This window comes from Pseudomonas laurylsulfativorans (assembly GCF_002906155.1).
GTDB lineage: Bacteria > Pseudomonadota > Gammaproteobacteria > Pseudomonadales > Pseudomonadaceae > Aquipseudomonas > Aquipseudomonas laurylsulfativorans.
This window is the reverse complement of the sequence record NZ_MUJK01000003.1, coordinates 353,536-368,026: the sequence shown is the minus strand read 5'-3', so window position 1 is coordinate 368,026 and position 14,491 is coordinate 353,536. Positions and strand designations below refer to the sequence as shown.

Genomic DNA, 14,491 nt, shown 5'->3' with positions numbered 1-14,491 from the left:
AGCAGAAGCGGCTAATGCTAGCGGAGCAAGGCACAAATTGCATCCGGTGCGCTCGTGTATTCTGGCCAAGTTGCACATCGAAGGCATTTAACGGAGCGTTTATGCGGCTGGCCTTGGGAGCATTGCTGTTGATCAGCCTGGATGGCGTAGCCGCTGATGCGCCGTTGCGCTTCGCGATAACCGACAGCTGGACCATGCCCATGGTGCAACTGGAACGGGGCAAACCGACCCAGGGCATCCTGTTTGATGTGATGCTCAGCCTCGCGACCCAGGTCGGCGTACCGGCCGAGTTCCATGTGCTGCCCCGCGCACGGGTGCAAAACGCCATGGACCACGGCGAGGTCGATGTCCGCTGTTATGCCGCGCAATCGTGGCTGCCCCACCAGACCGGCGACTACCTCTGGAGCATCCCGCTCTTTACCCAGCCCGACCTGCTGATCACCCGGCATGCGCGCCCCGCCGCCGTCAATCCGGCGGATTTGTCCCATCAGTCCATCGGCACCGTGCTGGGCTATAGCTACCCGACCCTGCAACCACTGTTCGAAACCGATCAATTGCATCGCGACGACGCGCGCAACCAGGAACAGGTGCTGGAAAAACTCCTCGCCGGCCGCAACCGCTATGCCGTCAGCAATCAATGGAGCCTGGACTGGTTCAATCAACGCCTGCTGCCGGCGCAACAGCTGCGCAGCGTGGCGGTGCTGCAGGAACAGAATGTCGGCTGCTACGTGCGCAATGACCCGCAAGTACCGGTGCAACGCATTCTGCGCACGCTGGCGCAGATGAAAATGTCTGGGGAAATCGATGCGATCGTTCGGCTGTACATCGGTGGCGTGCCTGCTGCCGACAAATCGGAAACGACAAAAAACCGCCCTGGGCAAAACCCTGGCAGCTAACAAAAAGTCTTTTCAGAAAATAACGCGAGAGAACACTCGCGTGGCGTTAAGGTGGTAACCCTACCAGCCACACCCCGGCACACAATGTCACCGCTGCGGCTGCTCCCTTCCAGGCCTGACCGGGTTCACGGCTGATCGTTGCGGGGGGACCGATAGGGTCACCATAACGATGCTCACCTGTCGGCGAGCCGCGCCATTGTACCTATCTGAGGCGAAGTTACAACCGTTGGTTTCGGAATAAAAACATGAGGGGCTTCAAGCACTTGCTATTGCGCCTCAAGCACCTCGTCCGCCCTGCCGCCCTCTTGTTGAATCACCAGATGAATAAAGTGCAGCTTGGCAATGACGGCTGACGGCAGGACGAACGGATAGAAATCCGGTTGCCCCATGCTGCGCGACAGTTCATTGAGCATGCCGGCCAGTTCGATCCAGGCATTGACGAACGACAGAAATGCCGCGCCGCCGGGATGCTGTGGATCGTAGAGGGTATCCATCGGAAACGGCTGATAGTCGAAGTCCATTTCCCGGGCGCTCATGCCAAAGCCGAGCGCGGTATCCACGGCGTCCATCATGTGCAGGTAATGCGCCCAGGTTTCCGCCCAGTCTTCCCACGGGTGCATGGTCGCGTAGGCGCTGACGTAGTGCTGCTGCCAGTTGGCCGGTGCGCCCTGCTGATAATGCCGATCGAGGGCTTCGGCATAACTGGCGCGCTCATCGCCGAATAACAGGCGAAAGGGTTCAAGCCAATGGCTATTGGCGATCAACCGGTCCCAATAGTAGTGCCCGACCTCATGACGAAAATGCCCGAGCAGCGTGCGATAGGGTTCGAGCATCTGCACCCGTACCTGCTCGCGGTGCGCGTCGTCGGCTTCCTTGATATCGAGGGTGATCAGGCCATTGGCGTGGCCGGTGGTGGGCGGCTTGCCTTCGAGGTCGACGCCGATGAAGTCGAAGGCCAGGCCAGTCTCTTCATCGACTGCTTTGGGAATCACCCGCAACCCCAGGCTGACCAGCTGCGCGACCAGACGCCGCTTGGCGGTTTCCACCTTGCGCCAGCGCTCGTGGTTTTCGGCTATCGACAGATCAGGAATGGTGCGATTGAGGCTGCAGGCGATGCACAACACGTCGTGCTCATTGGCGGGCAGCAACCAATTACAGGCTGCAGGGGAATCGAGGTTGGCGCAGCGCCGAACCAGGCCAGCCTGGGGGTCGACATCAAGCAACCAGGTGCCCGTTGGCACACCCGGCTGCAGCGAGGACAAGCGGCTCTGCTCCGGCTGATAGCCCAGTGCCGCCGAACAGGCCAGGCACTGACTGTTGCGAAAGAACAGCGACTGCCCGCAACGACAGGACCAGACCTTGCTGTTGCGCGAACTTTCACCCATGAAGGGTGCGGCGATGCGCGAGCTGAGCTGTTCGAAGAAGCGGTACATGGCGATCTCTCCCTGGGGCTTGCCAAGACTAGATCATTTCCCAAGGAGGATCGTTCCCAGGTCGAACGCAACACCTGTAGGAGCGAGCCTGCTCGCGATGGAGTGTCAGTCGACATCAATGCGCCTGATCCACCATCGCGAGCAGGCTCGCTCCTACAGGTTGAATTGCTGCTCAATCTACCTTGCCGTACCCGCGCAATGTTTCAACAAACGCCTCCTCGTCGAGCACTTTCAACCCCAACTCATTGGCCTTGGTCAACTTCGAACCGGCACCCGGCCCAGCCACCACACAATGAGTCTTGGCCGACACCGAACCCGCTACCTTGGCACCCAGGCTTTCGAGCTTGTCCTTGGCCACATCGCGGCTCATCAGTTCCAGCGAGCCGGTCAGCACCCAGGTCTGCCCTGCCAGCGGCAGGCCTTCGACGACCTTCTTCTCGCTCTGCCAGTGCATGCCGAAATCGGCCAGTTGTTTTTCGGCCGCTTCGGCCAACTGGCGATTGGCCTCGAGCGCAAAAAACTCGCGCACCGAATTGGCCTGTTTCTCCGGCAGCGCCTGGCGCATGTCCAGCCAGTCCGCACCGATCACCGCTTGTAGCGAGCCGAATTTGTCCGCCAGTTTCTGCGCGCCACCCGGACCGACCAAGGGGATATGCAGCTTGTCGAGGAAACCACCCAGCGTGGTGCTCGCCGAAAACTCGGCGCCCAACTCGCCCTGATCCTGAATCTGCAAACCATGCTTGAGCAAATCAGCGATCACCTGCCGGTTATGCGCATCCTCAAAGAAGCTGTGGATCTCGTGCGCGACTTCCAGGCCAACATCCGGCAAGTACGTCAGCACCTGCGGCAAGGCCTGCTGCACCCGCTCCAGCGAACCCAGGGAACGCGCCAGCACCTTGGCCGTCTCCTCGCCGACATCAGGAATCCCGAGGGCGTAGATGAATCGCGCCAAGCCCGGCTTCTTGCTGTCTTCGATGGCGCCGAGCAGGTTCTTGCTCGACAGCTCGGCAAAGCCTTCCAGGTCGACGATCTGCTCGAAAGTCAGGGCGTACAGATCGGCCGGCGAGCTCACCAGCCCTTCGTCGACCAGTTGCTCGACGCTCTTCTCACCCAGGCCTTCGATGTCCATGGCGCGACGGGAAACGAAGTGAATGATTGCCTGCTTGAGTTGCGCGCCGCAGGCCAGGCGGCCGACGCAGCGGTACACCGCACCTTCGCTGACCGTCTCGCGGCCCTTGCTGCGCTTGATCAGTTGCGTGCGCTCGACATGGGAACCGCACACCGGGCACTGCTCGGGGATCTGCACCGGCCGGGCGCTTTCCGGACGACGCTCCATGACCACTTGCACCACCTGCGGAATCACGTCACCGGCACGGCGAATGATCACGGTGTCGCCGATCATCAGCCCCAGACGCGCCACTTCATCCATGTTGTGCAGTGTGGCGTTGGCCACCGTGACACCCGCGACCTTGACCGGCTTCAGGCGCGCCACCGGCGTCACCGCCCCGGTGCGGCCGACCTGGAATTCCACATCGAGCAGCTCGGTGAGCTCTTCCATGGCCGGGAATTTATGGGCGATGGCCCAACGTGGCTCACGGGCGCGAAAGCCCAGTTCGCGCTGGGAGGCAATGCTGTTGACCTTGAACACCACGCCGTCGATTTCATACGGCAGCGCATTGCGGCGCTCACCGATGTCGCGGTAGTAATCCAGGCACTCGGCGATACCCTGCGCCAGTTTCAGCTCATGACTGATCGGCATGCCCCAGACCTTGAGTTGCTGCAAGTTGCCAATGTGCGTGTCGGCAATGTCCGCCGACACCTGGCCGATGCCATAGCAGCAAAACTCCAGCGGACGATTGGCGGTGATCTTGGAGTCCAGCTGGCGCAAACTGCCGGCCGCCGCGTTGCGCGGGTTGGCGAAGGTCTTGCCGCCGACTTCCAGTTGCGTGGCATTGAGCCGCTCGAAACCGGCCTTGGACATGAACACTTCGCCGCGCACTTCCAGGGTCGCCGGCCAACCGGTGCCGTGCAACTTGAGCGGGATGTTGCGTACGGTGCGCACGTTGACGCTGATGTCTTCGCCCGTCGTACCGTCGCCGCGGGTGGCGCCGCGCACCAGGACGCCATCCTGATACAACAGGCTGACGGCCAGGCCATCGAGCTTGGGTTCACAGCTGTATTCGACGGTTGCGCCGCCACCGAACAGGTCGCCCGCCGGCAAGTCCAGGCCTTCGGTCACCCGGCGGTCGAACTCGCGCATGTCAGTTTCTTCGAAAGCGTTGCCGAGGCTGAGCATCGGCACTTCGTGACGCACCTGGGTAAACGCCGACAGCGCCGCGCTGCCCACTCGCTGGGTCGGCGAGTCGCTGGTGATCAGTTCGGGATTGGCCGCTTCCAGCGCCTTGAGCTCGTTGAACAAGCGGTCGTATTCGGCGTCCGGAATGCTCGGCTCGTCCAGCACGTGGTAGCGATAGTTGTGCTGATCCAGCTCAGCGCGCAGCTCTAAAATACGGTTCTTGGCGGCGGTCATGGGTGTTCTCTCATAAAGCAAAAGAGCAGCCGAGGCTGCTCAATTTTCTAAATACATTAGCTCAAGGCTATGTTCATTGTGGCGAGGGAGCTTGCTCCCGCTCGGTGGCGAAGCCGCCGTAAATCCTGCAACCGTGCTGAACCTGACACAACGAGGGGAATGGTTTTGGGGCGGCTTCGCCGCCCAGCGGGGGCAAGCCCCCTCGCCACAGAAGCCTGCCCAGCCATTAGATCAGCGTTTCTGGGTCAATGCGCGGCGTTCGAATTCGACGATGCGCTGACGGTAGTGCTCAATCGTTTGCGCGGTCAGTACGCTGCGCTGATCGTCTTTCAATTCGCCGTTCAGCTCTTGCGACAGCTTGCGCGCCGCGGCCACCATCACGTCGAAGGCCTGCTTCGGATGGCGAGGGCCTGGCAGACCCAAGAAGAAGCTCACCGCCGGCGTGCTGAAGTGGTCGATGTCATCCAGGTCGAAAACGCCCGGCTTGACGGCGTTGGCCATGGAGAACAGCACTTCACCGTTGCCCGCCATGCTTTCGTGACGATGGAAAATATCCATCTCGCCGAAACGCAGGCCGCTTTCGAGAATGTTCTGCAACAGCGCCGGGCCCTTGAAGCCGGCAGCGTCGCGGCAGATCACGCTGATCACCAGCACTTCTTCAGCTTGCGGCTGATCTTTGTCGCCCAGCGATGGCGAGGACTTGGTGTCATCCGGGAAGTCGTCGTCGCGGCTGCTGAAGCTCGGGCCACCGTCCAGATCCAGGCTGAGGTTCATGTCGCCCTGGGAAGGCTCGCTATGGCCACGCTTGCCGCGCTTGGAACCCGACTCGCGAGGCTCACGGGCCGGCATGCTCACCGACGGCAGATCCTGCTCGTCCAGTTGCGGCTCTTTGTGCGTATCCAGCACACGCGGCGGGCCCAGCAGCTCGGCGCTGCTGTCCTCGTCCGGCAGGTTGGACAGATTTCGATCAAGACGGAACTTCAGTTTTCCCTTGCCGCCGCGCATCCGGCGCCAGCCATCAAAAAGAATACCGGCAATGACAATAATGCCGATGACGATCAGCCACTCGCGCAGACCGATTTCCATGTAATCCCGTGCCTCTATAAAAAATGCTGAAAAATAAGGGGTTTACAACCTGCAAACCGCTTTAAAACGTGGCGCCAACTCTATGTTCTGACAGGCGTTTTGCCCACGTATACGAAAAATTGACATTAAACTAGCACGACCAAAGGCAACTTTACACCGTCTACCACGTTGGCTATCGCGAATATGTCGATTGGCCAGCAAGTCGAAGTCAGTAAATGAGTCTTACAACCCGTAAACACCCCTTCCTGTAATCACGACTCAGGCATCCACCATCGCCATCGCCTCCTCCACATCCACCGCCACCAGACGAGAACAACCGGGTTCGTGCATCGTCACACCCATCAGTTGTTCGGCCATTTCCATGGCGATCTTGTTGTGGGTGATATAGATGAACTGCACTGTCTGTGACATCTCTTTTACCAACCGTGCGTAGCGTCCAACGTTAGCGTCATCCAGTGGTGCGTCAACTTCATCGAGCATGCAGAACGGCGCCGGATTCAACTTGAAGATCGCAAAAACCAGGGCCAATGCGGTCAGGGCTTTTTCACCACCGGAGAGCAAATGGATGGTGCTGTTCTTCTTTCCTGGCGGCTGCGCCATGATCGTTACCCCTGTATCGAGTAGATCTTCGCCCGTCAGTTCCAAATACGCGCGGCCACCACCGAAAACTTTTGGGAAAAGTGCCTGTAAACCGCCATTGATCTGATCAAAGGTATCTTTGAAACGGTTACGGGTTTCCTTGTCGATCTTGCGAATCACGTTCTCGAGGGTTTCGAGCGCTTCGACCAGGTCGTCGTTCTGCGCATCCAGATAACGTTTACGCTCCGACTGTTGCTGGTACTCATCGATGGCCGCCAGGTTGATCGCACCGAGGCGCTGAATCCTCGCAGCGATGCGCTCGAGCTCCTCCTCGGCGTCCTTCTCGCTGGCCTCGGCGGTCAACGTCGCGAGTACGCCATGGAGATCGTAGCCGTCTTCCAGCAGCTGGTCCTGCAAGGTCTTGCGGCGCACGGTCAGGGCTTGCCATTCCATGCGCTGGGTTTCGAGCTGGCTGCGAATCAACTGGGATTGTTGTTCGGCCTGGCTGCGGCGCTTCTCTGCGTCGCGCAATTGGCGGTCGGCATCTTCGAGGGCGATCTGCGCGGTCTTGAGCTCCTCGTCGACGGTCATGCGCTTGTCGAGCAACTCTTCGAGCTTCAAACGCAGCTCTTCCAGTGGCGCTTCGCCCTCCTCCAGATTGAGGCTCAACTGTTCGCGCTTTTCAGTCAGGCGTTCGGACTGCATCTCCAAACGCTCCAACGCCTGGCGCGTGGAATCGTGCTGCGCCTTGAGCGAGCCCAGACGCACCGCCAACTGATGGGCGTGATCCTTGTGTTGCCGTGCTTCCTGACGCACCCGGTCCAGGCGTTCGCGCAAACTGTCGCGCTGCGCCAGCAGCAGCTCACGCTGCTCGGTATCCTGGGCCATGCTGTCGAGGGCTTCCTGCAACTGCAGACGCGCTTCACCGATGTTTTCGTGCTCCAGGGCCCGCTGTTCGTCCAGCTCGGTGAGCTCTTCGTCAAGACGGATGCGGCGCAGGGTCAACTGCTCGGCCTTGGCTTTACCGGCGGAGAGTTGCGCTTTCAGTTCACCTTGCTGACGGGCTTCGTCCTGCAGCAAACGGCGCAAATGTTCGCGACCGTTTTCCTGCTGACGCTGCTGCGCCCTGAGATTTTGCAGTTGGGTTTCCAGGGTTTCGACGGTGGCTTCGCGCTCTTCGCGCTCAAGGCCCAGTTGCTGGATTTCCTGCCCCCGGGCGAGCACACCGCTTTCGGCCTCACTGGCCCGGCGCACACGCAAGAAGTGCCGGCCGACCCAGTAACCGTCACGGCTGATCAGGCTCTGCCCAGTAGCCAGTTGGCCCCGCAAGGCCAGGGCCTGTTCGAGGCTGTCCACCGGTTTGACCTGCCCCAGCCATGGCGACAGATCGAGCTGCGCCTCGACCTTGTCCAGCAAGCTGCCCGGCACCCGCGCGCCATCGCTGGCAGGGCTGAGCAAACGCAGGTCGCCCTGGGCAAAACCCGACAAATCGAAATCGTTGAAGTCATCCACCAGCACCGCTTGCAGGTCGGCGCCGAGCACGGTTTCCACCGCCAGCTCCCAACCGGCCTCAACCTTCAGGCCTTCGGCCAGGCGCGGGCGATCCGCGAGATTCTGTTCGCGCAGCCATTCGGCGGTGCCGGTGCCTGGATCGAGCGCGGCTTGCTGCAAGGCTTCGAGCGAAGCCAGGCGACCGTTGAGGCGCTGCAAATCACCCTGGGCCTGCTGTTGCGCCGTCAGCGTTTGCTGTAGTTGCTGGCGCAGTTGCTCGAGTTTTTCGACCTGGGCTTCTTCGCTGGTCTGCAAATCCTCGAGGGTCGCTTCAGATTCCGCGAGCTGCTCGCTGAGTTCCATGATCGCCGCGTCTTCCGGGTCCGCCGAGAGCAAGGCGCGCTCTTCGCCAAGACGCTTCTGGCGATCGGCCAGGCGTTCCAGACTGGTTTCCAGCTGCTGGATTCGCGACTGCTGCACTTCGGCCTGACGGCGCGGTTCGGCGGCGGTGAGGTTGAACGCCTCCCACTGCTCTTGCCAGCCATGCATGGTGGTTTCGGATTCTTCCAGCGCGGCAGCGGCCTCTTCGGCGGCGGCGCTGGTGACTTCCTGCTCAGGGGTGAGCATGTCCAGCTCTTCGCCCAGGGTCAGCAGCAACGTGCGGTCGTGGCCCAGGTGCGATTCGGTTTCCAGGCGCGCGCGCTCGGCCTCCTTCAGATCATCCTGCAACTGGCGCAAACGCTGCTGGCCATGCTGGATGCTCTGTTCGACCCGGGCAATGTCGCCGCCGACCGAGTAGAAGCGCCCTTGCACCAGATTGAAGCGTTCCGACAGATCGTGATGCCCGTCACGCAGACGCTCGATGCTCGCGTCGGCGTTGCGTTGCTCGGCCACCAGGGCTTCGAAAGAAACCTCCTGATTACCGATGATCGCTTCACGCTGGCCAACCTGATCATTCAGCGCCTGCCAGCGCAGGGCCGACAGCTGGGCCTTGAGCTGACGCTCCTCGCCCTTGAGTTCCTGATACTTCTTGGCGGCCTCGGCCTGGCGGTGCAAGCGTTCGAGCTGACGCTCAAGTTCTTCGCGCAGGTCGGTCAGGCGCTCAAGGTTTTCGTGGGTGCGGCGAATACGGTTTTCCGTCTCGCGCCGGCGCTCCTTGTACTTGGAGATCCCCGCGGCCTCTTCAATGAAGTTGCGCAGGTCTTCGGGTTTGGACTCGATCAGCTTGGAGATCATCCCCTGCTCGATGATCGAGTAGCTGCGCGGGCCAAGACCGGTGCCGAGGAAAATGTCGGTGATGTCGCGGCGCCGGCATTTGGTGCCGTTGAGGTAATAGGTGGTCTGGCTGTCGCGGGTCACTTTGCGGCGAATGGAGATTTCCGCGTAGGCGGCGTATTCGCCGAGCAAGGTGCCGTCGGAGTTATCGAACACCAGTTCGATGCTCGCCTGGCTCACCGGTTTGCGGCTGGTCGAGCCGTTGAAGATGACGTCGGTCATCGACTCGCCACGGAGGTTCTTCGCCGAACTCTCGCCCATCACCCAGCGCACGGCGTCGATGATGTTCGATTTGCCGCAGCCATTGGGCCCGACCACCGCTGCCATGTTACTGGGGAAGTTCACCGTGGTCGGGTCGACGAAGGACTTGAACCCCGCCAGCTTGATGCACTTGAGCCGCAAGATCAGGCGTCCGTCAGAGCGGAGATCACCAGATCGCAGCTACGCTGGGCGTAAGCCGTCAGCACCACGCGAATCTGTGCAAAGTCACGGGCTAGCACGGCCGCGAGCAAGCGTTCGAACAGCTCGAGGAATTCGCTCATCGATGCTTTGCGCAGGTCCAAGGCGAGGAAATACGCACGACTCATGGCCGGTTGCAGGTTCTCGACGGTTTCCTGCAGGTACGGGTTGTTGGCGAACGGGTACGCGGCGCGCATCACATTGAAGCTGTCGTCGACGAAAGTGCGGATGTCCTGACGCTCGTAGCTGGCCGTCAGGCGTTGCTGGATCTGCACGAACGGCGCCATGTCGGCCTGGGTTTTCCAGCCGCTGGCCACCGAGTTACCGAGCAGAATATAGAGCTCGCTCATCAGCGTGCACAGGCTCTGCACCTTGTGCGGCGTGAGCTCGGTGACATGGGCGCCACGGCGCGGCAGGATCGCGATCAGGTGCCGACGCTCGAGGATCAGCAAAGCCTCGCGGACCGAACCACGGCTGACATTGAGGGCCAGCGTGACCTTCTGTTCCTGGATGCGCTCCCCGGGCTTCATTTCGCCGCGAATGATGCGTTCGGCGAGGTGGTGAGCGATTTGCTCGGCGAGGCTGTCCGGCGCCTTGAACGTCATGGTTGTCCTTCAAACTCTTCGATCTGCACAAGCGGCGCAGTGTAGCGCAATTGCTGCATCAGGGCGGAGTGCCCGCCCGGAGGTTTTTTGGCACGATTCAAGCAAATTCAAGCAAAAAGGCAGGCTAACGAACCAGCGACAATAATTAACGAACAGGTGGTTGATCGACAAAATGCATTTTCCTGACCTTTAAGTCAGAAAATCATTGACCGAAAAGTCAGACCTGCTAAATTCGGTCCTATCGGTTAACAACAATAATGAGTCTGCGAGGCCTTCCGTGATCCAGTTTTTACTAAACCAGGAACTCCGTAGCGAGCACGCCCTGGACCCGAACCTGACCGTGCTCAATTATCTGCGCGACCATGTGGGCAAACCCGGCACCAAAGAAGGCTGCGCCAGCGGTGACTGCGGCGCCTGCACCGTGGTGGTCGGCGAATTGCAGACCGATGATGACGGCCGCGAACACATTCGCTATCGCAGCCTCAACTCGTGCCTGACCTTCGTGTCGTCCCTGCACGGCAAACAACTGATCAGCGTTGAAGACCTCAAGCACAAAGGTGAACTGCACAGCGTGCAGAAAGCCATGGTCGAATGCCACGGCTCACAATGCGGCTTCTGCACCCCCGGTTTCGTGATGTCGCTGTTTGCCCTGCAAAAGAACAGCGACGCACCGGATCATGCCAAGGCCCACGAGGCACTGGCCGGCAATCTCTGCCGCTGCACTGGCTACCGGCCGATCCTGGAAGCCGCCGAGCAGTCCTGCTGTGGCAAAAAACCGGATCAGTTCGATGCCCGCGAGGCCGAGACCATCGCGCGCCTGAAAGCCATTGCCCCGACCGATATCGGCGAACTCAACAGCGGCGACAAACGCTGCCTGGTGCCGCTGACCGTGGCCGACCTGGCCGACCTCTACGACGCTTATCCACAGGCTCGCCTGCTGGCTGGCGGTACCGACCTGGCCCTGGAAGTCACGCAGTTCCACCGTACCCTGCCGGTAATGATCTACGTCGGTAACGTCGCCGAGATGAAGCGAATCGAACGCTTTGACGATCGCCTGGAAATCGGCGCCGCCACGTCCCTTTCCGATTGCTACGAGGCCTTGAACGCCGAGTACCCGGACTTCGGTGAATTGCTGCACCGCTTCGCGTCCTTGCAGATCCGCAACCAGGGCACCCTGGGTGGCAACATTGGCAACGCTTCGCCCATCGGTGACTCGCCACCGCTGCTGATCGCCCTGGGCGCGCAAATCGTCCTGTGCAAGGGCGAAACCCGCCGCACCATGGCGCTGGAGGATTACTTCATCGATTACCGCGTCACTGCGCGCCAGGAAAGCGAGTTCATCGAGAAGATCATCGTGCCCCGCGCCAGCGTCGAAAAACTGTTCCGCGCCTACAAGGTCTCCAAACGCCTGGACGACGACATCTCGGCAGTCTGCGCCGCCTTCAACATTCGCCTGGAAAACGGCGTCGTCGCTGAAGCCCGCGTCGCCTTCGGCGGCATGGCGGCCATCCCGAAACGCGCCGCAGCCTGCGAAGCTGCGTTGCTTGGCTCGCCATTCAACAACGCCACCGTTGAACGCGCCTGCGCTGCCCTGGGCGAAGACTTCACGCCGCTCTCGGACTTCCGCGCCAGCAAGGAATACCGCCTGCTCAGCGCGCAGAACCTGCTGCGCAAATACTTCATCGAACTGCAAACACCGCACATCGAGACTCGGGTGACCGCTTATGTCTAATCATCATGCCGTAGAGAAGACCCAAGCCGAATTGGCTGAACTGTTCGCCAAGGACCTGACCACCGGTGTCGGCCGCAGCGTCAAGCACGACAGCGCCGCCAAGCATGTGGCCGGTGAAGCGCAGTACATCGACGATCGCCTGGAGTTTCCGAACCAATTGCACGTTTATGCGCGCATGTCGGACCGCGCCCACGCCCGGATCATCAGCATCGACACGTCGCCCTGCTACGCCTTCGAAGGTGTGCGCATCGCCATCACCCATGAAGACGTACCGGGCCTGAAAGACATCGGCCCACTGATGCCCGGCGATCCGCTGCTGGCCATCGACACGGTGCAATTCGTCGGTCAACCGGTGGTCGCCGTTGCCGCGAAAGACCTGGAAACCGCGCGCAAGGCCGCGATGGCCGCGATCATCGAATACGAAGACCTCGAGCCAGTGCTGGATGTCGTCGAAGCCCTGCGTAAACGCCATTTCGTACTCGACAGCCATACCCATAAGCGCGGTGATTCGGCGACGGCACTGGCCACCGCCGAGCACCGTATACAGGGCACCCTGCACATCGGTGGCCAGGAACACTTCTACCTGGAAACCCAGATCTCTTCGGTGATGCCGACCGAAGACGGCGGCATGATCGTCTATTGCTCCACGCAGAACCCCACCGAAGTGCAGAAACTGGTGGCCGAAGTGCTGGACGTGTCGATGAACAAGATCGTCGTCGACATGCGTCGCATGGGCGGCGGTTTCGGCGGCAAGGAAACCCAGGCGGCCAGCCCGGCTTGCCTGTGCGCGGTGATCGCACACCTCACCGGCCAACCGACCAAAATGCGTCTGCCACGGGTCGAAGACATGCTGATGACCGGCAAGCGTCACCCGTTCTATGTCGAGTACGACGTCGGCTTCGACAGCACCGGACGCCTGCACGGCATCAACCTGGAACTGGCCGGCAACTGCGGTTGCTCCCCTGACCTGTCGGCGTCCATCGTCGACCGCGCGATGTTCCACTCGGACAACTCGTACTACCTGGGCGATGCCACCATCAACGGTCACCGCTGCAAGACCAACACCGCGTCGAACACCGCCTACCGTGGTTTCGGCGGCCCGCAAGGCATGGTCGCCATCGAAGAAGTGATGGACGCCATTTCCCGCCATCTGGCCCTGGATCCTTTGGCCGTGCGCAAGGCCAACTACTACGGCAAGACCGAGCGCAACGTCACCCACTACTACCAGACGGTCGAGCACAACATGCTCGAAGAAATGACCGCCGAACTGGAAGAAAGCAGCCAGTACGCCGAGCGTCGTGAAGCGATCCGTCGCTACAACGCCAACAGCCCGATCCTGAAAAAAGGCCTGGCGCTGACCCCGGTGAAATTCGGTATCTCCTTCACCGCCAGCTTCCTCAACCAGGCCGGTGCCCTGGTGCACGTCTACACCGACGGCAGCATCCACCTGAACCACGGCGGTACCGAAATGGGCCAGGGCCTGAACACCAAGGTCGCGCAGGTAGTGGCCGAAGTGTTCCAGGTGGAAATGGACCGCGTGCAGATCACCGCGACCAACACCGACAAAGTGCCGAACACCTCGCCGACCGCGGCTTCCAGCGGTGCCGACCTGAACGGTAAGGCCGCGCAGAACGCCGCCGAAACCATCAAGCAACGCCTGGTGGAATTCGCTGCCCGCCAATACAAGGTCAGTGAAGAAGACGTTGAATTCCACAACGGCCACGTACGGGTCCGCGATCACATCCTGACCTTCGAAGCACTGATCCAGCAGGCCTATTTCGCCCAGGTGTCGCTGTCGAGCACCGGTTTCTACAAGACCCCGAAAATCTACTACGACCGCAGCCAGGCTCGCGGCCGTCCGTTCTACTATTTCGCCTTTGGCGCGGCGTGCTGTGAAGTGCTGGTCGACACCCTGACCGGCGAATACAAGATGCTGCGCACCGACATCCTCCACGACGTCGGCGCCTCGCTGAACCCGGCCATCGACATCGGTCAGGTCGAGGGCGGTTTTATCCAGGGCATGGGCTGGCTGACCATGGAAGAGCTGGTGTGGAACAACAAGGGCAAGCTGATGACCAACGGCCCGGCCAGCTACAAGATCCCGGCCGTGGCGGACATGCCGCTGGACCTGCGGGTGAAGCTGGTGGAAAACCGCAAGAACCCGGAGGACACGGTGTTCCATTCCAAGGCCGTGGGCGAGCCGCCGTTCATGCTCGGCATCGCCTCCTGGTGTGCGATCAAGGACGCCGTGGCGAGCCTGGGCGATTACAAACATCAACCGAAAATCGACGCACCGGCGACCCCGGAGCGGGTGTTGTGGGGCTGTGAGCAGATGCGCCAGTTGAAGGCGGCGAAGGCTGTCGAGGCGGAGACCGAGTTGGCTCCGCTCTAAGACCGAGGCGCCT

Annotated in this window: 8 protein-coding genes and 1 other RNA gene; 3 read left to right on the top strand and 6 right to left on the bottom strand. The window is 60.9% G+C overall.

Going from position 1 to position 14,491, the window contains the following annotated elements:
• Positions 1-101 precede the first annotated feature (101 nt).
• Entirely contained in the window at positions 102-896 is a 795-nt protein-coding gene (locus tag B0D71_RS12100) for a substrate-binding periplasmic protein (protein ID WP_103394967.1), read from the top strand.
• A gap of 58 nt (positions 897-954) precedes the next feature.
• Here B0D71_RS12100 and ffs read toward each other — a convergent pair.
• The 6 genes from ffs to B0D71_RS12070 all read right to left on the bottom strand — a co-directional run bounded on the left by ffs (position 955) and on the right by B0D71_RS12070 (position 10,354).
• Positions 955-1,051, bottom strand: an RNA gene (ffs, locus tag B0D71_RS12095) — signal recognition particle sRNA small type.
• Positions 1,052-1,162: 111 nt separating this feature from the next.
• Entirely contained in the window at positions 1,163-2,329 is a 1,167-nt protein-coding gene (locus B0D71_RS12090) for a zinc-binding metallopeptidase family protein (protein WP_103394966.1), read from the bottom strand.
• Between the two features lie 172 nt (positions 2,330-2,501).
• A complete protein-coding gene (gene ligA / locus B0D71_RS12085; protein WP_103394965.1) occupies positions 2,502-4,859 on the bottom strand; it encodes an NAD-dependent DNA ligase LigA in 2,358 nt (785 codons plus the stop codon).
• 231 nt (positions 4,860-5,090) lie between these two features.
• A complete protein-coding gene (zipA, locus tag B0D71_RS12080; RefSeq protein WP_103394964.1) occupies positions 5,091-5,945 on the bottom strand; it encodes a cell division protein ZipA in 855 nt (284 codons plus the stop codon).
• 258 nt (positions 5,946-6,203) lie between these two features.
• Positions 6,204-9,692 (bottom strand): chromosome segregation protein SMC, encoded by a 3,489-nt coding sequence (gene smc, locus B0D71_RS12075; protein WP_103394963.1) that lies wholly within the window; start codon positions 9,690-9,692, stop codon positions 6,204-6,206.
• A gap of 2 nt (positions 9,693-9,694) precedes the next feature.
• Positions 9,695-10,354: a GntR family transcriptional regulator gene (locus B0D71_RS12070; protein WP_103394962.1), complete on the bottom strand. Its 660-nt coding sequence runs from the start codon at positions 10,352-10,354 to the stop codon at positions 9,695-9,697.
• Positions 10,355-10,631: 277 nt separating this feature from the next.
• On the opposite strand from B0D71_RS12070, the gene xdhA reads away from it, so the two are divergent.
• Both xdhA and xdhB read left to right on the top strand, forming a co-directional pair.
• Positions 10,632-12,086: a xanthine dehydrogenase small subunit gene (gene xdhA / locus B0D71_RS12065; RefSeq protein ID WP_103394961.1), complete on the top strand. Its 1,455-nt coding sequence runs from the start codon at positions 10,632-10,634 to the stop codon at positions 12,084-12,086.
• Positions 12,079-14,478 carry a xanthine dehydrogenase molybdopterin binding subunit gene (gene xdhB, locus B0D71_RS12060; protein ID WP_103394960.1) on the top strand — a complete coding sequence of 800 codons (2,400 nt, stop codon included), beginning with the start codon at positions 12,079-12,081 and terminating at the stop codon, positions 14,476-14,478. Before xdhA ends, xdhB begins: the two co-directional genes overlap by 8 nt.
• Positions 14,479-14,491 lie beyond the last annotated feature (13 nt).

Coding starts and splice junctions, on each gene's coding strand:
- xdhB (WP_103394960.1), top strand. CDS start 12,079: ATGTCTAATCATCATGCCGTAGAGAAGACCCAAGCCGAATTGGCTGAA.
- ligA (WP_103394965.1), bottom strand. CDS start 4,859: ATGACCGCCGCCAAGAACCGTATTTTAGAGCTGCGCGCTGAGCTGGAT.
- B0D71_RS12090 (WP_103394966.1), bottom strand. CDS start 2,329: ATGTACCGCTTCTTCGAACAGCTCAGCTCGCGCATCGCCGCACCCTTC.
- B0D71_RS12070 (WP_103394962.1), bottom strand. CDS start 10,354: ATGACGTTCAAGGCGCCGGACAGCCTCGCCGAGCAAATCGCTCACCAC.
- zipA (WP_103394964.1), bottom strand. CDS start 5,945: ATGGAAATCGGTCTGCGCGAGTGGCTGATCGTCATCGGCATTATTGTC.
- B0D71_RS12100 (WP_103394967.1), top strand. CDS start 102: ATGCGGCTGGCCTTGGGAGCATTGCTGTTGATCAGCCTGGATGGCGTA.